Source organism: Enterobacter sichuanensis (assembly GCF_002939185.1).
GTDB classification, from domain to species: Bacteria; Pseudomonadota; Gammaproteobacteria; order Enterobacterales; family Enterobacteriaceae; genus Enterobacter; species Enterobacter sichuanensis.
Map to the genome: position 1 here is coordinate 1 of NZ_POVL01000017.1, position 17,834 is coordinate 17,834.

The following is a 17,834-nucleotide window of genomic DNA, read 5'->3' on the forward strand; positions in this document are numbered from 1 at the left end:
TCTTTTTTACTGCTGCGCCGCAGCACCGCCTGCACCCGAGCCACTACTTCCCCCGGATGATAAGGCTTCACAACGTAATCATCGGCACCGTACCGCAGGGCGCCAATGCGATCGGGAGTATCCCCCATGGCCGTGACCATAATCACCGGCACATCGCTTTTACGACGCAGGCCAGCCAGCACTTCGGTGCCGTTAAGCCCCGGCAGCATCACGTCCAGCAGAATGAGGTCTGGCTTCCACCGCTGTGCCATATCCAGCCCGGAATGACCGTCCCCGGTAATGGTCACGTCGTAATTTTCCCGCCGTAAATAGGCTTCGAGCACGCCAGCCGCATCGGCGTCATCTTCAATAATCAGCACTCTTCTGGACAACATCCGTTCACCTTGACCATTTCTTAACACTATCCCGACGATTCATTGATTCAGCCAAATCATACTGCGCCAACATTGTGTGGCCGTCCTGTATCAGGAGACGCCAGCGTCTGTATGGAGAGCAGTATGATAGCGATAAATAAAGTCCTGTATATGTCCGTCCCGCTTCTGATGATCGTGACTTCCGGCGTGCAGGCGGATGATGGCACCGCTTCCGATTCCCTAACCGTCGGGCTGGGAGGGCAATACGCCCCGCGTTACTCAGGCTCAGACAAGCAGGTGTGGCAGGTGGTTCCTGTGCTGCAGGGACGCAAAGGCGCTTTCTTCGTTGATGCGCAAAAAGGGGTGGGGTATGACCTGCAAAACGACAGCGGCTGGTATTTCGAACACACGCTGGGCTACGACCCCGGAAGGGCTGATAAAAATTCAGGCTGGCGTGAGGGTGCAAACAACCTGAAAGGGATGGGGGACATTGATGCCACCCTGAATGCCGGCCTTGCCGTCGGCTGGCAGGCCGCGCCATGGCTGAGTATGGAAGGCAAAGCGACGCTGCCGTTAACCGACAGCCAGGGGGCAAGCTATCAGGCCTCCGTTACGCTGATCCCGGTACAAAATAACCAGGACACGATCGCCTTGCAGTCTGCGGCCCTGTTTGGCGACAGCCGTTACCTGAATACCTGGTATGGGGTCAGCGAGCAGCAGAGCCGCCGCACCGGCTATCGCCGCTATGCTGCGCCGGGTGGATTTTACGGCGTCGACACCAGCCTGACCTGGAGCCATCAGTTCGATGCCCACTGGGGGACGGTCCTGAGAGCGGACTATACCTGGCTTGGCGACCATGCAAATGACAGCCCGATAGTGCTGCGGCGTAATGAGGGGTCTGCAACCGCCGCTATCACCTGGACATTCTAAATTCGTGGATCACGATGTGAGCGAGAGGGAGAGGATTACTTCTTCTTATCCATCATCGCCTTTAAATCAGCAAAGGGGTTAAACGTGGCGACGCCCACGTCTTTTTGCGCGTCTTCCCCGGCAACCACGGTAGTACCGTACTGATCCGCTTCGGTGTATTTCGAATGTTCGTGATCGTGGCAAAACAGGCACAGCAGTTCCCAGTTGCTGCCATCTTCCGGGTTGTTGGTATGGTCGTGATCGATATGGTGAACCGTGAGTTCACGCAGATTGGAATAGACAAACTCGCGCGAGCAGCGTCCACACACCCAGGGATAGATTTTTAATGCTTTTTCGCGATAGCCGCTTTCCAGCCGCGCGTAGTTTTTGGGGATCAAAGCCATTGCCGGTTTTACCTGCCATGAAAAGAGTGGGGAAGATTATATCCCATTATGGGGCGGAATGAAGAATCACGCTATTCTGTCAATTTATTTGATGCTTTCCGTTAAATAAACGGCATTTATTCTTATCGGGTAATGCGTAAAGTGGACAGAACGCAACGTATTATCAGGAAAAATGGTTATGAAAAAGATCGGATTTTTATCCTTTGGTCACTGGACGCCTTCGCCACAGTCGGGCACGCGCTCGGCGGCAGACACGCTGCTGCAGTCCATTGATTTAGCCGTGGCGGCTGAGGAGCTGGGGGCAGACGGCGCCTATTTCCGCGTGCACCACTTCGCCCGACAGCTTAGCTCGCCGTTCCCTCTGCTGGCCGCCATTGGCGCAAAAACGAAAACCATCGAAATCGGCACGGGCGTGATCGATATGCGTTACGAAAATCCGCTGTATATGGCCGAGGATGCGGGTGCGGCGGATCTGATTTCCGGCGGTCGTTTGCAGCTTGGCATTAGCCGCGGCTCTCCGGAACAGGTTATTGATGGCTGGCGGCATTTCGGCTATGTCCCGCAGGAAGGGGAAAACGAGTCGGATATGGCGCGTCGTCATACCGAGGTGCTGCTTGAGGTGCTGCGTGGGGAAGGGTTTGCCAAACCAAACCCGCAGCCAATGTTCCCCAATCCGCCGGGGCTGCTGCGCCTGGAGCCCTATTCCGAAGGGCTGCGCGAGCGTATCTGGTGGGGCGCGGGTTCTAATGCGACGGCGGTATGGGCGGCAAAACTGGGCATGAATCTGCAAAGTTCAACCCTGAAAGACGATGAAACCGGTGAGCCGTTCCATATTCAGCAGGCAAAACAGATCCGCGCCTACCGTCAGGCCTGGAAAGACGCAGGGCATACGCGCGAGCCGCGCGTGTCGGTTAGCCGCAGTATTTTTGCGCTGATGGACGACCGTGACCGGATGTATTTCGGTGCCAGCCGCAACGACAGCGATAGCGTGGGTTATCTTGATGAGAAAACGCGCGCCATCTTCGGGCGCAGCTATGCCGCGGAGCCGGATAAGCTGGTTGAACAGCTGAAAAAGGACGAGGCGATTGCCGAGGCCGATACGCTCTTACTGACCGTGCCGAACCAGCTCGGTGTGGATTATAATGCGCACGTGATTGAGTCCATTCTCAAACATGTCGCACCGGCAATGGGCTGGCGCGAGTAGTTGTTACGCTAGCAGCCGTGAGATCGTTATGGAAAATCTGGCCCTCTGGTATCGCCGGTTTGGCGAGCCAGAATCTGTTCTGCAACCTGAAACCGCGTCATTGGGGGCGCTAGCACCGGGCCATCTCCGTGTCTGGATGCTGTTTTCGCCAGTCAATGCGTCCGATCTCATTCCCATCACGGGCGCCTATCGGCACAGAACCCCGTTACCGGCGGTAGCGGGGTATGAAGGCGTAGGTGTCGTTACTCAGGCTCCCGCGTCGTTTAGTCATCTGCTGGGTAAACGTGTTCTGCCGCTGCGTGGGCAAGGCACCTGGCAGCGCTATGTGGACAGCCCGGCAGAGTATGCGATACCCGTTCCGGACGCTGTCGACTCGCGCCTGGCCGCGCGGGCCTATATCAATCCGCTGGCGGCGCAGATGATGCTGACCCGCTACCCCGCTCAGGGAAAACGGGTGTTGCTTACGGCTGCAGGATCCGATTGCGGCATTCTGCTGGGGCAGTGGGCGCGTCAGGCGGGGGCGGAAGCTGTGTACGGCATTCACCGTTCTGCGGTTCATGCGCAACGGCTGGAGGCGATGGGGATCATTCCTGTTGCGCAGCATGACGCGCAGCGGATCGCCTCCGTCGCCGCGCGCAGCGACGTCGTTTACGATGCCACCGGCGGGTCGCTTGCGGAAGCGATCCTCAGCGTGATGCCCGGGCAGGGGATGTTTGTCTGCTACGGACTGCTCTCCGGCCAGACTTTCCGACAGCTGCGTCCTGAGCCACGCGTGGCGTGGTTCCATATCCGTAACGGCCTGGATGCGCTCAGCGCGGAGACGTGGCGCACGGCGTTCGATCGCATCTGGCTTCGCCTGCCCGCCAGCCGGTACAGCGATGTCGCGGTATACCCCCTGGCGGAATGGCAGAGGGCGCTCAGTGCTTATCGTGAAGGTGGAAGGACCTGCAAGCCCCTCCTGTCAATGATGGACTGACCGCTACTGATGGCTCATATCGCTTAGCAGCACGGCGATACTTTGCCCGCCCGCCGTCTGTTCCAGAGCAATTTTGACGATGATGGTCAGCGGGACGGAGAGCAGCATCCCTACGGGCCCGAGCAGCCAGCCCCAGAATATCAGGGACAAAAAGACCACCAGCGTGGAGAGCCCCAGCCCTCGCCCCATCATGCGAGGCTCAAGAATATTGCCGAACACCAGATTGATCGCCAGATATCCGGCCAGCAGAACCAGCGCGTCATAGAACCCACTGAACACCAGCACCTGAAGGATAGGGGGGATTGCCGCCAGCACCGACCCGATGTTGGGAATATAGTTGAGCGCAAACGCCAGTAATCCCCAGACAAACGCAAAGCGGACGTCCAGCGCCAGCAGCATCAACCAGACGACAACGCCCGTCACCAGGCTAATAGCCGTTTTCAGCACCAGATAGCGGGAAACGCTGTCCAGCGCGCGTTGAATGGCCCCCATTCCCTCAACCGGCCGGACCATGATCTGCTGCAGCTTCGCCGGCAGCTGGGGCACCTCCAGCAGCATAAACACCACCGTTAAGAACAGCAGGAAAATGGAGGTCATGGCATTGGAAAGCTGCGTCAGCAGGCTGGTGACAACTGTCATGGCCGCATTGGGATCGATATATTTAAGGAGCTCTTCGACCGAGACTTCGATCCCTGCGCGCTGCAGCCAGGGTTCCATCTGCAGCAGTGGTATTGCCAGCGAAGAGCGGTATTTCGGTAGCGTTCGGGCCAGCTCATTCAGCGAAGTGCCGAGATAAGCCACCAGCAAGACCATGGCAATAATAATAATGCTGATAAGCAGCGTGATCGCCAGCACGCGCGGGATGCGTAGCCGCGTCATGCGCTGCACCAGCGGGTTAAGGATCACCGCAATAAACAGCGCCAGAATAAACGGCACAATGATGTCGGCGGCAACGCGAACGCCTGTCAGTATAATCACCAGCATGCCCAGCATGATGACAGTTTTTAACCCGTTCAGGGTAATGATGGGTTTGGCCATGGTGACTCCGCAATGTTCTTTTTATTTATAATAAAGGTGAAGGGCGATGCAATAAACTAACCAAAATCAAACGGGATGAGTAAAGAATTGCAAAGACTTTGAGTTAAATCCTGGCTTATGGTACAAATTTGGCGTGTTCAACTACCGAGGACAATTTTGATCCGCAAAGACGAGAAGCAACACCGCGGATAATTGTAATTTTATGGACAATATGTTCAGGACGTACTCTTCAAACCACACTGCTGTATTTTTCACCTCTTTTTACCTGCTTTCTGGTGAGCAACACTGGCGCACCGCACTATAGTCATATCTTCTGCCTGAGCTGGCGCTAAGCGCTTAGCTATCTGATTTCAATTCGTATTTTTTGGTTTGCTGCGTACAGCGAGCCACGATGGATTATATTCTCAAGCAGGAGAAAAACATGTTTTACTGGATCCTTTTAGCTCTGGCAATTATCGCGGAAATTACCGGCACGCTGTCGATGAAATGGGCAAGCGTCAGCGAGGGTAATACCGGATTTATTTTAATGCTGGTGATGATTTCCCTTTCTTATATTTTCCTCTCGTTTGCGGTGAAGAAAATTGCGCTGGGTGTCGCATATGCCCTGTGGGAAGGGATCGGCATTTTATTAATTACGCTGTTCAGCGTGCTGATATTTGACGAAACATTAACAACCATGAAGATCGCTGGCTTAACAACGCTGGTCGCGGGTATTGTGCTGATTAAATCGGGTACCCGTAAACCGACTAAACAGCTGAAGGAGCAAAACCATGCAACAGTTTGAGTGGGTTCATGCGGCCTGGCTGGGGCTTGCCATCGTGCTGGAAATTCTGGCGAACGTTCTGCTGAAATTCTCCGACGGTTTCCGTCGTAAAGTTTATGGCCTGCTGTCGATTGCCGCGGTGCTGGGGGCATTCAGCGCCCTGTCCCAGGCGGTCAAAGGGATCGACCTGTCGGTGGCCTATGCGCTGTGGGGCGGTTTTGGTATCGCCGCCACGCTGGCCGCAGGCTGGGTACTCTTCGGGCAGCGTTTAAATAACAAAGGCTGGATCGGGCTTATACTGCTGCTTGCCGGCATGATCATGATAAAACTCGCCTGACAGACTTCACGCCATGATTTACAGGCAGCGAAATTCGCTGCCTGTATTACGCTTAGAAAAGCAAAACCGTGAAGAGGATGGCTGATGTATCGCACATTAAGCTGGCGCAATATTCCCAATGCGAGAACGTTGTTTGCCATGGTCTTCATGGCGGGGATCGGCTTAATTATCTCCATCGTCGCACTTCTCTATCTTTCCCTGCATCTTATCAGTACCAAAACCAATGAAATTGATGAACACCGCACGGCGCTTTCCGTGCAGGGCGCCATTCAGACATCGGTAAATCGCGTCTCCTCGCTGGTGCTTGATAACGCCGTCTGGGACGATGCGGTGCGGGAGGCTTACCGCTCCACGCTGGATACCGAGTGGTTGTACAACACCTGGGGCGCCGGATTTAAAATCAACAACCTCTATGACGGCACCTTCGTGCTGGATGAACATTTCAATGTCATCTGGGGATCGTTTAAAAGTCAGCCTTTTCAGGAGACGACGCTCGATTTTTTCGGCAAAGGCCTGAAAGCCCTCATTGACCAGCATGCGCGCGCCTTAGCGAGCGAGAAAAATATCTATGCCGGGATCAGCAAAACGCGAAGCGGCGTCGCCTTTGTGGGGATTGGGCTGATACGCCCAATGGTTGGACGATTGCGGGTGACCGATGGAACGCGCCGCTATCTGGTGATTACCCGTCACCTGAATGCCCGAATATTGTCTGACCTGGGGGCGACCTTTCAGATTGAGAACCTCAACTTTACGCCGGAAAAAATCAACGCGCTGAGCATGCCGCTGCGCAGCGCGGCAGGGGAGTTGGTCGGTTATCTGAACTGGCAGGCGCGGCTTCCGGGTGCGCAGGCCGCCCGGGCGGCCTCTTCTGACATCAGACAGATTGTGGTGCTGGCCTCGGCTCTGATCCTGCTTTTTATTCTGGTGAGCAGCGTGGGGCTGTACAAGCTTGCCCGCGGAGAGAGTCTGGCGCGTCTGGTCGCCAGAACGGACTGGCTAAGCCGTCTGCCGAACCGGCGTGCGCTCATTGAAGCGCTGGACCGGGTGAGTTTACGGGGGGATATCGACGTCAAAAGCGTGGTGTTCATCGATCTGGATGGCTTTAAAGACGTCAATGATATCTACGGTCACAGCGTGGGTGACGATCTGATTGTGGCGATTGCGAAAACACTGAATGAACGCGTGCCGCCGGGCGGAATGCTGGCGCGAATGGGCGGGGATGAATTTGCCATGACCATTGGCGGAGATAACGCGGAAGCCCGGGCCGCCGCGTTTGCCGTTTCGGTGCTGGACGCGTTCGCCACCCGGATTCAGCTGGGGGAACGCACAATCCATATGGGGGCCAGCATCGGTATCGCCAGCGGAACCCTGATTGAATGCACCAGCTCCGAGCTGTTTCGTCGCGCCGATATTGCCATGTATCATTCCAAAATGAGCGGGAAAGGGCGGATTACCCACTACGACGCCGAACTGAACAGCGCCCGTGAACGCAAGCTGGCGATTGAGAATCAGATCCGTAACGGCCTGGAGCGTGATGAGTTCGAGGTCTGGTATCAGCCGATTATTGACGCCCACAGCCAGAAAATGAGCAGCGTCGAGGCGCTGGTCCGTTGGCCACGGCGTCCGGAAGGGCCCCTGGGCCCGGATACCTTTATCACCATCGCGGAGACCAGTGGCCTGATTTACAAACTGGGGCAGTTTGTGTTGCAGCGTGCCTGTCAGGATCTGCAGCCGTACAGTGACTTAACGCTCTCGGTTAATATCTCCCCCGCACAATTTCGCGATCCTGCCTTCGAAGAAAAAGTCGCCAGCGTGCTGGAGATCACCGATTTTCCGGCCAACCGACTGCAGCTTGAGGTCACCGAGTCCTATGTGCTGGAAAACCCGGAGCGTGCCCGTATGGCAATAGCCAACCTGAAAGCGTTGGGTATCGCGGTAGCGCTGGATGACTTTGGCACCGGTTATTCAAGCATTGGCTATTTACGGCGTTTCAACTTTGACACCATCAAGATCGATAAGTCGCTGGCCGGGCTGGTAGACAATGATGAACAGGCGGCCGCGCTGGTGAGCGGCACGGTGCGGATCGCCAATGCGCTGGGCATGGCGGTGGTTGCAGAAGGGGTCGAAACCGAAAAGCAAATGAAACTCCTGCGGCTGGCTGGCTGCGATCAGCTGCAGGGTTTTTGGTTCAGCCAGCCCATGCCGATAGAGTCAATCAAGGCGTTACATCAGGTCAGACGGTGCTGATTTACTGCTGCGCCAGCGCTTCCAGCTGGTCGCGAAACCCGGTGACGGACAGGGCCCGGTTATCGGCACGCCAGCGGTCTTTCGCCGCCGGGGCGGAGCTCTGAACACCGATCAACTGCCAGCCGTTTTCCGTTTTCAACATCAGCGGTGAGCCGCTATCGCCTGGTAACGTATCGCACTGGTGAGAGAGTACGCTGGTTTGCGCCCAGCCGGTCACAATGCAGTCGGTGTGCGTGTAAAGCGTATCCAGATGATCGACAGGATAGCCTGATTGCGTCACCTTCCGGTCTGCGGCTTTCAGCGCGGCGGTAAGGGCGGCTTTATCACCGTCAAACAACGGCAGTGGCGTAATACCTGAAGGCGGGTAGCGTAAAACGATCAGGCCAAAGTCCCATGAGGCGGCGCCGGGCGGCACAATCCAGCCGTCACCATCCGGTTTCAGGCGTTTGCCGAGAGAGGGATCTACCCGGCCTTCAATGCCGTGGATTTCATAGCGCCAGGTGCCTTTTTGCGACACAAAGCGCAAGGCAACCGCTTTATCCGGCTTGCCGTTTGGCGGCGTTAACAGACAGTGGCCTGCCGTCAGGGCAAGCTGCGGGGTGATCAACGTGGCGGTACATAAGTTACCGCTGGCGGTTTCCAGCTGACCTATAGCATCCCAGGGGGCCTGGGTGGGATCGGCGACGCGCGTGCGATCGTCATGACCGAAAAAAAGCGTCTTTAGCTCTTTCGCGCTAATGGTGTCATCACCGCCATCATCCGCATGTGAGAATCCAGAAAAAAGACCAAACGTTCCCAGTAACAACACAACAGATTTACGCATATCACACTCTGGTGGGGGTAATTATGATTATTAAAAGTGAACCCTATGAAAATACTATAGACGGGACAGCGCTAAAGTGGGAGTAAAATCAGCGTGCTACATTCAGGAAAGATAAAAATGGCTGGCGATGAGCGCGCATAAAATAAGCAGGATCAGAATCAGCTCAAACCGATAGCGTCGCAGCATACGCCCTCCAGATAAAAAAACGGCGCGGAACCTTTTCCGGTTCAGCGCCGGTTTACCAACGTGCCCCGAAGGGCACGGTTAAGCTTGTACTCTTACGCAGCTGGCTGTGCAGCTGGTTTAGCAGCTTCGTGTTTTACTGCTTTTTTATGATGCTTTTTAGCAGCCTGCGCTTTCTGTTCTACAGCTGGTTTGGTCGCTTTTTTGTGGTGCTTTTTAGCGGCCTGCGCTTTCTGCTCTACAGCAGGTTTAGTCGCGTCTTGTTTTACGGCTTTTTTGTGGTGCTTTTTAGCCGCTTGCGCTTTTTGCTCAGCAGCAGGTTTAGCGGCTTTATGATGTTTCTTGTGGTGTACCGCTTTTGCAGGCGCAGCGGTGGTGGTTGCAGCTGGCGCAGCGGCAGCTGGAGCAGTTGCAGTAGTCTCAGCAGCGAACGCAGCAGAAGACAGACCCATAGCAGCGGCAACAACCAGAGCTAATACTTTATTCATGTTCATACCCTCGAATTTGGTTTTTCATTTAACCCCACTGCGGGGCCGTTGAAATAACTATATCCCTGTAAATTCGGGGTTTCCGTGAGTGATTGGTATCGGCGTGTAACGGAATGTACAAAGGGGGAGAAGCGTGTACGAACAGGCCCGTTCGTACACGTGAGGGCTATTTCTTTAACGCAGCCAGAATTGCAGCCGGTGGCTGGCTGCCAACAATCGAGCGTGATTCAGGCTCAATGACCACCATGAACGGTGTGATGTTGATGCCCAGCCTTTCAGCCAGCGCAGACTGGCGAGCGATCCGGTCGGAACAGGCCTGCGTTGTGTCGTTATCCGGTAAAAAACCCGTCATCGCTTTTTGCAGGCTTTTGACCCTGTCGGTTGAACACCAGACGCGCCCCATATCCTCAATGACCGAGTCGCGAATAGCGTCGGGGGCAACGGTCAAAAACGACATGGTCAAACCGGCATCCGTATACTGCCTGACGTTTTTCACCACGTTGCTGCAGTAGATGCACTGGTTATCAATAAACACCAGTAGCTTGTATTTTTCTGCGGGAGCCTGAAATGTGATGGGCTGGAGGTCAGCGAGAGAGTGGGTGATATCGTTATATGCTTCTTGCGGAGTGTTATCCGCGGCCGCGAAGGTGCTTAAACTCGTCGCACACAGTACGGCTAACGCCATCGTTTTCATTATGCCTTTCATTATTCATCCCTTTATTTATTGTTAACCCTGGCCTGATTGCGGTGTATTTATATAGCTAGGATTTAACTACATACCTCAAGTGCGCTCGGAAAGGAATGTGCAAAATCATCTTCTTATGCAGAAGGGCAAGGAAAGTGCCGGAGCGCGCTCCGGCAGAAGGGAATTACAAATAACGTGAAGTGAGATGTTCGCGGAAGTAACGGATATTGAGATCTTCCCCCGTCGCCTGGGTAATCAACTGCGAGGTGGTAAAGCGGCTGCCGTGCTGCCAGATGTTCTGGCGCAACCAGTCAAACAGCGCCGAAAAATCACCTTCAGCGATTGAGGACTGCAGATCCGGAAGCGCCGTTTTCGCCGCATGGAACAGCTGTGCGGCATACATGGCCCCCAGCGTATACGACGGGAAGTAACCAAATCCACCGTCGGTCCAGTGAATATCCTGCATACAGCCGTTGCGGTAGTTGTCTTTGGTTGATAACCCAAGCCAGGCCTGCATTTTTTCGTCCCACAGGGCGGGAATGTCGTCTACCTCGATCTCGCCGTTGATCAGCGCGCGCTCAATCTCATAGCGCAGCACCACGTGCGCCGGGTAGCTCACCTCATCGGCATCCACGCGGATGTAGCCCGGCTTCACGCGCTGGTTCCAGGCGATAAAGTTCTCTTCGCTGAACGCCGCCTGGCTGCCAAAGCGGGCGTGCACCGCAGGGAGAAGATGTTTAAGGAAGGCCTCGCTACGGCCAAGCTGCATTTCAAAGAACAGGCTTTGGGATTCGTGGATCGCGGTTGAGCGGGCGAGGGCAATCGGCTGTCCTGCCCAGGCGCGCGGCAGGTTTTGTTCGTAGCGCGCGTGTCCGGTTTCGTGGATCACGCCAAACAGCGCGCTGAGCAGTTCATCTTCGTCATAGCGCGTGGTGATGCGCACGTCCTCCGGTACGCCTCCGCAGAACGGGTGCGCACTCACGTCCAGGCGACCGCCGTTAAAATCGAAGCCGAGCATCTTCATCGCTTCCAGCCCCAGCTCGCGCTGTGTTGCCGTTGGGAAGGGGCCCTGCGGGGGAACAAACGACCGTTGAGCCTGTTTTTCCACCACGCTTGCCAGCAGGTCCGGCAGCCAGGATTTCATATCGCCGAACAGAACGTCCAGACGGGCGCTGGTCATGTCGGGCTCAAAAATATCCAGCAGTGCGTCGTACGGTGTGCACCCTTTGGCTTCGGCCCGCAGACGAGCCTCTTCGCGGCTGAGTTTGACCACCTCTTTCAGGTTGGTGGAAAAGCCCTGCCAGTCGTTAGCGGGGCGCTGGGTGCGCCAGGCGTGTTCACACTTGCTGCCCGCCAGGGATTTGGCCTCCACCAGCGATTCCGGCAGCAGTGAGGCCTGCTGATATTGACGCGTCATTTCCCGCAGGTTGGCGCGTTCGACGTCATTCAGATCTTCACCTGCTGCCGCAGCCAGCAGATCGCCCACTTTCTTATCGGTCAGGATCTGGTGTTGCAGGACGCTCATTTCTGCCAGCGCTTCGCCGCGCGCGGCGCTGCCGCCAGGCGGCATCATGGTGAACATGTCCCAGCTGGCGATGGAGGAGAGGTGCGAGAAACGGGAGAGGCGCTGGAAGGTTTTCACAAGTGACTGATAGGCGGATGTTTTTTGCAATTGTTTTTCCTCTTGCCAGGGATGTGTTTCAGGGAGCATACAATGAAACAGACCAAATTCCCCAACATTTCCCGCACGGAGGAGATCTCTGCAGATTTCCTTCGCTGAAACCGTCGCCGGCATCCCGGCAGACGGTTTTCGCTGGGCACTTAGGCCTTATCACGCATAACCTGTTGCAGGATCGCCAGCGCCTGGGTGAACTGGGCATCCGGAATGGTCAGCGGATAAAGGAAGCGGATCACGTTGCCGTACTGGCCGCAGATCAATAACAGAAGGCCCTGAGCGAGAGCTTTTTGCTGGATCGCCTGCGCGATGGCGGCCGAAGGTTCACGGCTTTCGGGATCAAAAAACTCTGCTGCAATCATCGATCCTCTTCCCCTTATCGCCACGAGCGCAGGAAAGGTGCTCTGGATCTCCTCCAGCGTGGCTTTCAGTCGATCGCCCAGATGACGGGCGCGCTCGCACAGCGACTCGTTGTCGATAATATTCAGCACCGCGTGCGCGGCGGCCACCGCAAGCGGGTTGCCGGCATAAGTCCCCCCCAGACCACCGGGAGCCGGCGCGTCCATGATTTCGGCGCGACCCACCACGCCAGACAGCGGCATTCCACCCGCCAGGCTTTTAGCCATCGTCATCAGGTCGGGCTTGTCGGCGTAATGTTCCATGGCAAACAGTTTACCTGTACGGGCGAAGCCGCTCTGCACTTCGTCGGCAATCATCACGATCCCGTGCTCATCACAGATTCGGCGGATAGCGGCCACCAGCTCTGGCGGGGCGACGTTGAATCCGCCTTCACCCTGGATGGGTTCAAAGATAATCGCCGCCACCTGTTTCGCCTCAATGTCTGCTTTGAACAGGCGTTCTATCGCCGTAATGGCATCCTGTGTCGTGATGCCGTGCAGCTCAGAGGGATACGGCACGTGATAAACCGACCCCGGGAAGGGGCCAAATCCCAGCTTATAAGGCGCGACCTTGCCGGTTAAGGCCATGGTCATATAGGTTCGGCCGTGAAAGCCTCCCCCGAAGGCAATCACACCCGGTCTGCCGGTGTGGGCCCGGGCGATTTTAATGGCGTTTTCCACCGCTTCTGCGCCCGTGGTGAAGAACGCCGTTTTGGCCGGGCTCTGGACCGGGGCCAGCTCGTTTAGTTTCTCGGCTAATGAAACATAGCTTTCATACGGCACAATCTGGTAGGCCGTGTGGGTGAACTGGTGAAGCTGTTTTTCCACTGCGGCCACCAGTTCAGGATGACGATGGCCGGTATTCAGCACCGCGATCCCGGCGGCGAAATCAATATAGTCGTTGCCTTCCACGTCGGTAAGGGTGGCATTCTCCGCCGTGCGGGCAAAGAAATTACACATTACGCCTACGCCGCGCGGGGTGGCAGAAAGTCTGCGCTGATGAAATTCCTGGTTACTCATGTCAGATACCCTTTTGTCAAAACGATCATACGCCAAGACGATCGCGCAGGCTGTAATACGCCGCGCCCATCGCCGTAAATGGAATCCGCAGGCTGCGGCCGCCCGGGAAGGGGTAGTGCGGGAGGTTGGCAAACGCATCAAAGCGCTCAGCGTCACCGCGCAACAGTTCCGAGATCAGCCGTCCGGCCAGGTGGGTGCAGGTCACGCCGTGGCCGCTGTAGCCCTGCATGTAATAGATGTTTTTATCCAGACGACCAAACTGCGGCATACGCGACAGGGTCAGCAGGAAGTTGCCTGTCCAGCGGTAGTCGATTTTGACGCCGGCCAGCTGAGGGAAGGTTTTCAGCAGCTTTGGCATCACCAGACGCTCGACATCGTCCGGATCGCGTGCGCCATAGACTACGCCACCGCCGTACAGCAGGCGGTTGTCGGCGGTGAGACGGTAGTAATCCAGCAGGTAGTTACAATCTTCCACGCAGTAGTTATTGGGGATCAGCGTGCGGGCTACCTCTTCCGGCAGCGGGGCGGTGGTCACCACCTGAGTGCCGCAGGGCATGCTGCGTTTTGCCAGTTCCGGTTCTATCTTATCGCCCAGATAGGCATTCCCGGCGACGATCACGTAGCGGGCCGTCACCTGACCATGCTGTGTGCTCACCACGGCGGGGCTGGTGTGCTGAATGGCGGTGACCGGGGACTGTTCATACACCCGCCCGCCGTTCAGGCGAATGGCGTCCGCTTCGCCGATCGCCAGGTTCAGCGGATGAATGTGCCCCCCGCTGCGGTCCAGCAGCGCGCCGGTATAGCGTTCGCTGTCGACTTCCCGGCGGATGGCGTTGGCGTCCAGCAGCTCCAGCTGCGTGTTGCCGTAGCGTTCCCAGTTGGCTTTTTGCTCCTCCAGCGTTTCCAACTGCTTATGGTTTAACGCCACAAACAACCCGCCGGGACGATAGTCGCACTGGATCTGATAGCGCTGGATACGCTCCCGGATGATCTCCCCGCCTTCAAACATCATGCTCCCGAGGACTCTGGCGGCATCGTGTCCGTAGTTTTTCTCAATCACGTCGATATCGCGGCTGTAGGAGTTAACCAACTGGCCGCCGTTGCGTCCGCTGGCGCCGAAGCCAATGCGCGCCCCTTCAAGGAGCACCACGTCGTAGCCCATTTCGGCGAGATGCAGCGCGGAGGAGAGGCCGGTATAGCCGCCGCCCACCACGCACACGCCACAGCTGATGGACTCGTTAAGCGTCGGGAAAGGTTCGTAAGCGTTCGCGCTGGCCGCGTAGTAGCTGGTGGTATGTTCGGTCATGATTGAGACTCCAGGGCAATCCAGATGGTTTTCAGTTCAGTAAATTTTTCGAGCGCGTGCAGGGACTTATCGCGACCGTTGCCGCTCTGCTTATAGCCGCCAAAGGGGACGGTCATATCACCGTCGTTATAGTTATTGACGAAGACCGAGCCTGCTTTCAGGCGGCGGCTCATGCGATGCGCGCGGGAGAGATCGCGGGTCCATACCGCCGCGCCAAGCCCATATTCACTGTCGTTGGCCAGCGTTAACGCTTCCTCTTCGGTTTTAAAACGGGTGACGACCAGCACCGGCCCGAAAATCTCGTCCCGGCACAGCGGGGAGTCAGGGTCGATGTCGACAAAAATGGTTGGACCGACTGCGCAAGGCCACGATTGTTCCCGCCCGTCCAGCAGCAGCGTACCTTTCCGGGTTCCCTCGCGAATAAACGTGTGGACGGTATCGGCGTGCCCGGCGTCGATGAGCATCCCCATCGTGCTGTCAGGATCGAGCGGATTGCCCGGCTGCCAGTGACTGTCCTGCGCTTTCAGCCTTGCCAGAAAGTCATCGGCGATGCTGTCTTCAAGCAGCAGGCGGGTACCGGCGATACAGACTTGCCCCTGGTTGTAAAAAATCCCGGCGGCGGTCGCGCTCACGGCCTTGTCCAGGTCCGTGCAGTCGGCAAAGATAATGTTGGCGCTCTTGCCGCCGGCCTCCAGCCAGACGCGCTTCATGTTGCTTTCTCCCGCGTCCTTTAACAGCTGCTTGCCGGTACGGGTTGAGCCGGTAAACGTCAGCACCTCAACCTCCGGATGCAGTGCCAGCGCCTGGCCTGCTTCGTGGCCGTAACCGCTTATCACATTCAGCACGCCGTCCGGCAAACCCGCCTCTTTCGCCAGCCCGGCCAGCCGCAGGGCGGTGAGCGGTGATTTCTCCGACGGTTTCAATACCACGCTATTGCCCGCGATCAGCGCCGGGCCCAGCTTCCAGCAGGCCAGCAGCAGCGGGAAGTTCCAGGGGACGATGGCCGCGACAACCCCGATCGGCTCGCGCACGATCATCGCCAGCTCGCCCGGACCCGTAGGCGCCACTTCGCCGTAGACTTTATCCGCCGCTTCGGCGTACCAGCGAATGGCGCGAGCCGCGCCGGGAATATCGTCGCGCAGGCTGTGACGGATGGGTTTACCGGTGTCCAGTGTTTCCAGCAAGGCCAGCTCTTCGCCGTGGCGTTCCATCAGATCGGCGAGCTTATTTAGCACGGCCTTGCGCTGCGCCGGCGACGCCTGCGACCAGTCACCGCGCTCAAATACCTCACGCGCGGCCTGAACCGCGCGGTCCACGTCCGCCTGCTTGCCCCGGGCCACGTTCGCCAGCGTCTGTTGGGTAGCGGGATTGACGGTTGCAAACGTGGCATTATCGGCGGCGTCACAGTAAGCACCGTTAATAAATAACCGGGTCTCAATGGCGCTGTTTTTTGCTTTATCCTGCCAGTAAGTCAGGTGCTGAAAATGCATATTCACTCCTTTCTTTCGCAATCAGATAAATAAAGGCATGGCCGTTTCAGGCAATACGAAGCCGTGAGGCATCCCGGGAATTAACCCGTTGAATGCCGACATTGATCGTTTTTATTTGTCCCGGCGTAAGCGTGCTTACACCGGGACTGAGTGGTTATTAGAACGTGGTGGGGGTGTGGGCACTGATAATGCGGCAGATGCCTGCCGAGGTGTTGCTGAAGCTGTGCGGTATGCCGGTATTGATGGCATAGCTCTGCCCCGCAACCAGGTGATATTGTTGGCCATTAATGGTCAGCAATATTTCACCTTCCAGTATCGTACCGATCTCCTCACCCTGGTGTTTGATCCTCTCTCCGGTCGTGGTTCCAGGCTGGTAAGTTTCAAAAATCATCGCCAGCGTACGGTTCGGATTTCCGTTATGAACCAGCTTCATCGAAACCCCCTGACTGCCTATTTCGATAAGGTCTTCCTGATTAATAACCACCTGCGGTTCATCAGGTTTTTCCGGTTCCGAAAAGAATTCCGAGAGCGACAGCCCATAGACTTTCAGCAGCTTTTGTAGCGTACTGATGGCAGGACTGACTTTGTCCTGCTCAATGGTGCTGATGGCACTGTGTGTTAACCCAGACAGTTCGGCGGCACGCCGCTGCGAGAGACCCAGCTGCTGGCGGATCTCAGACAGACGTTTCCCTGGCGCCAGTCCGTCATCGCTCATAGTTGCATTTCCTTTACGGTAGTGGTCAAAGCCGTTGCTTCTCGGCAATGTGGCTTTGACAGGCGGTGATAAAACCTTCAAACAACATACGGGACAGGGCGTACTCGCTGCTGTTCCATTCGGGGTGCCATTGCACACCGAGGGCAAAAGGGTGGTCATGAACGCTAACCGCTTCGACCAGCCCGTCCGTCGAGCGGGCCTCCACGCGGAGCCGTGGTCCTAACGTTCGAGCACCTTGCCCGTGTAACGAGTTTACCCAAAATGTGTTACAGCCTGGTATTAATTGAGACAGCAGTCCTCCCTCCTGAACCTGAACTTCATGAGACGGGGCGTATTGTAGCTCAACCGGCAGTTCAGGATCTTCCCGGTGCTCAAGCAGGTCGTTCTGCTCGAACAGGCGGCGATACAGCGTCCCTCCCGTCGCAACAACCAGTTCCTGCAGCCCCCGGCAGATGGCGAAAATGGGGATGCGCCTTTCGAGCGCGGCGGCTATCAACGCCATACTCAGAAGATCTCGCCCGGGATCGGCGTTAGGCTCATCGCCGTTTTCACCATACAGGTGCGGCTGCACGTTACTGGGGCTGCCCGGAAGGTAAATCCCGTCCAGGGTGGGCAGCAGAGCGGTAATGAGCTCTGGCTCCGCCAGCGCATGCGGTAAGGCAATAGGTAAGCCTCCCGCGTTAATAATGGCATTCAGGTACTTTTCTTGCAGGGTCTGGGTCTCATGACCCTTAAGCCTGTTTCTACACATCACCACGCCAATGACTGGCTTGTTCATTATATTTTCCATGATCGCCCTCACAAAGTGGACTAAATTTAG

Annotated in this window: 19 protein-coding genes and 1 pseudogene; 7 read left to right on the forward strand and 13 right to left on the reverse strand. The window is 56.6% G+C overall.

Annotated elements, in window-relative coordinates; translation table 11 throughout:
• A partial coding sequence (locus C5687_RS09710; protein WP_146086277.1) for a response regulator transcription factor occupies positions 1–374 on the reverse strand: 374 nt, incomplete at its 3' end.
• A 123-nt stretch (positions 375–497) separates the two neighbouring features.
• On the opposite strand from C5687_RS09710, the gene C5687_RS09715 reads away from it, so the two are divergent.
• Positions 498–1,283: a MipA/OmpV family protein gene (locus tag C5687_RS09715; RefSeq protein ID WP_104556831.1), complete on the forward strand. Its 786-nt coding sequence runs from the start codon at positions 498–500 to the stop codon at positions 1,281–1,283.
• A gap of 35 nt (positions 1,284–1,318) precedes the next feature.
• Here C5687_RS09715 and yajD read toward each other — a convergent pair whose 3' ends face one another.
• Complete coding sequence (yajD, locus tag C5687_RS09720) at positions 1,319–1,666, reverse strand: HNH nuclease YajD (protein ID WP_003857471.1); 348 nt, start codon at positions 1,664–1,666, stop codon at positions 1,319–1,321.
• 178 nt (positions 1,667–1,844) lie between these two features.
• On the opposite strand from yajD, the gene C5687_RS09725 reads away from it, so the two are divergent.
• Positions 1,845–2,870 (forward strand): LLM class flavin-dependent oxidoreductase, encoded by a 1,026-nt coding sequence (locus C5687_RS09725; RefSeq protein ID WP_104556832.1) that lies wholly within the window; start codon positions 1,845–1,847, stop codon positions 2,868–2,870.
• 28 nt (positions 2,871–2,898) lie between these two features.
• The gene (locus C5687_RS09730) at positions 2,899–3,846 is read left to right on the forward strand and encodes a zinc-dependent alcohol dehydrogenase family protein (RefSeq protein ID WP_104556833.1); all 948 of its coding nucleotides are present in this window, start codon (positions 2,899–2,901) and stop codon (positions 3,844–3,846) included.
• A 3-nt stretch (positions 3,847–3,849) separates the two neighbouring features.
• Here C5687_RS09730 and C5687_RS09735 read toward each other — a convergent pair whose 3' ends face one another.
• On the reverse strand, positions 3,850–4,884 hold the full coding sequence (locus C5687_RS09735; protein ID WP_104556834.1) for an AI-2E family transporter: 1,035 nt from the start codon (positions 4,882–4,884) through the stop codon (positions 3,850–3,852).
• 133 nt (positions 4,885–5,017) lie between these two features.
• On the opposite strand from C5687_RS09735, the pseudogene C5687_RS25345 reads away from it, so the two are divergent.
• The 4 genes and pseudogenes from C5687_RS25345 to C5687_RS09750 all read left to right on the forward strand — a co-directional run bounded on the left by C5687_RS25345 (position 5,018) and on the right by C5687_RS09750 (position 8,231).
• A pseudogene (locus C5687_RS25345) lies at positions 5,018–5,188 on the forward strand (protein YdgV).
• A gap of 117 nt (positions 5,189–5,305) precedes the next feature.
• Entirely contained in the window at positions 5,306–5,668 is a 363-nt protein-coding gene (mdtJ, locus tag C5687_RS09740; protein WP_025758605.1) for a multidrug/spermidine efflux SMR transporter subunit MdtJ, read from the forward strand.
• Positions 5,655–5,984, forward strand: a complete 330-nt coding sequence (mdtI, locus tag C5687_RS09745) for a multidrug/spermidine efflux SMR transporter subunit MdtI (RefSeq protein WP_025758607.1) — start codon at positions 5,655–5,657, stop codon at positions 5,982–5,984. The genes mdtJ and mdtI overlap by 14 nt, the downstream gene beginning before the upstream one ends.
• 84 nt (positions 5,985–6,068) lie before the next feature.
• Complete coding sequence (locus C5687_RS09750) at positions 6,069–8,231, forward strand: bifunctional diguanylate cyclase/phosphodiesterase (RefSeq protein ID WP_104556835.1); 2,163 nt, start codon at positions 6,069–6,071, stop codon at positions 8,229–8,231.
• A gap of 1 nt (position 8,232) precedes the next feature.
• Here C5687_RS09750 and C5687_RS09755 read toward each other — a convergent pair whose 3' ends face one another.
• The 10 genes from C5687_RS09755 to puuD form a co-directional block, all read right to left on the reverse strand.
• Entirely contained in the window at positions 8,233–9,054 is an 822-nt protein-coding gene (locus tag C5687_RS09755; protein WP_045284891.1) for a trypsin-like serine peptidase, read from the reverse strand.
• Between the two features lie 102 nt (positions 9,055–9,156).
• Positions 9,157–9,240 carry a small membrane protein YdgU gene (gene ydgU / locus C5687_RS25445; RefSeq protein ID WP_021241182.1) on the reverse strand — a complete coding sequence of 28 codons (84 nt, stop codon included), beginning with the start codon at positions 9,238–9,240 and terminating at the stop codon, positions 9,157–9,159.
• Between the two features lie 92 nt (positions 9,241–9,332).
• Entirely contained in the window at positions 9,333–9,725 is a 393-nt protein-coding gene (gene asr / locus C5687_RS09760) for an acid resistance repetitive basic protein Asr (RefSeq protein ID WP_045284890.1), read from the reverse strand.
• A 166-nt stretch (positions 9,726–9,891) separates the two neighbouring features.
• Positions 9,892–10,431, reverse strand: coding sequence for a thioredoxin fold domain-containing protein (locus C5687_RS09765; RefSeq protein WP_025758611.1), 540 nt, complete (start codon positions 10,429–10,431; stop codon positions 9,892–9,894).
• A 163-nt stretch (positions 10,432–10,594) separates the two neighbouring features.
• The gene (locus C5687_RS09770) at positions 10,595–12,082 is read right to left on the reverse strand and encodes a carboxypeptidase M32 (RefSeq protein WP_104556836.1); all 1,488 of its coding nucleotides are present in this window, start codon (positions 12,080–12,082) and stop codon (positions 10,595–10,597) included.
• A gap of 149 nt (positions 12,083–12,231) precedes the next feature.
• Positions 12,232–13,503: a 4-aminobutyrate transaminase gene (gene puuE / locus C5687_RS09775; RefSeq protein ID WP_104556837.1), complete on the reverse strand. Its 1,272-nt coding sequence runs from the start codon at positions 13,501–13,503 to the stop codon at positions 12,232–12,234.
• Positions 13,504–13,528: 25 nt separating this feature from the next.
• Positions 13,529–14,809, reverse strand: coding sequence for an NAD(P)/FAD-dependent oxidoreductase (locus C5687_RS09780; RefSeq protein WP_104556838.1), 1,281 nt, complete (start codon positions 14,807–14,809; stop codon positions 13,529–13,531).
• The gene (gene puuC / locus C5687_RS09785; RefSeq protein ID WP_104556839.1) at positions 14,806–16,299 is read right to left on the reverse strand and encodes an aldehyde dehydrogenase PuuC; all 1,494 of its coding nucleotides are present in this window, start codon (positions 16,297–16,299) and stop codon (positions 14,806–14,808) included. The genes C5687_RS09780 and puuC overlap by 4 nt, the downstream gene beginning before the upstream one ends.
• 157 nt (positions 16,300–16,456) lie before the next feature.
• Positions 16,457–17,014, reverse strand: coding sequence for an HTH-type transcriptional regulator PuuR (puuR, locus tag C5687_RS09790; RefSeq protein WP_008502454.1), 558 nt, complete (start codon positions 17,012–17,014; stop codon positions 16,457–16,459).
• 25 nt (positions 17,015–17,039) lie between these two features.
• Positions 17,040–17,804 (reverse strand): gamma-glutamyl-gamma-aminobutyrate hydrolase, encoded by a 765-nt coding sequence (gene puuD / locus C5687_RS09795; RefSeq protein ID WP_025758617.1) that lies wholly within the window; start codon positions 17,802–17,804, stop codon positions 17,040–17,042.
• Positions 17,805–17,834: the final 30 nt, after the last annotated feature.

Excerpts from the sequence above, each read along its gene's own strand:
- puuD (WP_025758617.1), bottom strand. The coding sequence starts at position 17,804 with ATGGAAAATATAATGAACAAGCCAGTCATTGGCGTGGTGATGTGTAGA.
- C5687_RS09755 (WP_045284891.1), bottom strand. The coding sequence starts at position 9,054 with ATGCGTAAATCTGTTGTGTTGTTACTGGGAACGTTTGGTCTTTTTTCT.
- C5687_RS09715 (WP_104556831.1), top strand. The coding sequence starts at position 498 with ATGATAGCGATAAATAAAGTCCTGTATATGTCCGTCCCGCTTCTGATG.
- C5687_RS09730 (WP_104556833.1), top strand. The coding sequence starts at position 2,899 with ATGGAAAATCTGGCCCTCTGGTATCGCCGGTTTGGCGAGCCAGAATCT.
- puuR (WP_008502454.1), bottom strand. The coding sequence starts at position 17,014 with ATGAGCGATGACGGACTGGCGCCAGGGAAACGTCTGTCTGAGATCCGC.
- ydgU (WP_021241182.1), bottom strand. The coding sequence starts at position 9,240 with ATGCTGCGACGCTATCGGTTTGAGCTGATTCTGATCCTGCTTATTTTA.
- C5687_RS09780 (WP_104556838.1), bottom strand. The coding sequence starts at position 14,809 with ATGACCGAACATACCACCAGCTACTACGCGGCCAGCGCGAACGCTTAC.
- puuE (WP_104556837.1), bottom strand. The coding sequence starts at position 13,503 with ATGAGTAACCAGGAATTTCATCAGCGCAGACTTTCTGCCACCCCGCGC.
- C5687_RS09750 (WP_104556835.1), top strand. The coding sequence starts at position 6,069 with ATGTATCGCACATTAAGCTGGCGCAATATTCCCAATGCGAGAACGTTG.
- mdtI (WP_025758607.1), top strand. The coding sequence starts at position 5,655 with ATGCAACAGTTTGAGTGGGTTCATGCGGCCTGGCTGGGGCTTGCCATC.
- C5687_RS09725 (WP_104556832.1), top strand. The coding sequence starts at position 1,845 with ATGAAAAAGATCGGATTTTTATCCTTTGGTCACTGGACGCCTTCGCCA.
- puuC (WP_104556839.1), bottom strand. The coding sequence starts at position 16,299 with ATGCATTTTCAGCACCTGACTTACTGGCAGGATAAAGCAAAAAACAGC.
- yajD (WP_003857471.1), bottom strand. The coding sequence starts at position 1,666 with ATGGCTTTGATCCCCAAAAACTACGCGCGGCTGGAAAGCGGCTATCGC.
- asr (WP_045284890.1), bottom strand. The coding sequence starts at position 9,725 with ATGAATAAAGTATTAGCTCTGGTTGTTGCCGCTGCTATGGGTCTGTCT.
- mdtJ (WP_025758605.1), top strand. The coding sequence starts at position 5,306 with ATGTTTTACTGGATCCTTTTAGCTCTGGCAATTATCGCGGAAATTACC.
- C5687_RS09765 (WP_025758611.1), bottom strand. The coding sequence starts at position 10,431 with ATGAAAGGCATAATGAAAACGATGGCGTTAGCCGTACTGTGTGCGACG.
- C5687_RS09735 (WP_104556834.1), bottom strand. The coding sequence starts at position 4,884 with ATGGCCAAACCCATCATTACCCTGAACGGGTTAAAAACTGTCATCATG.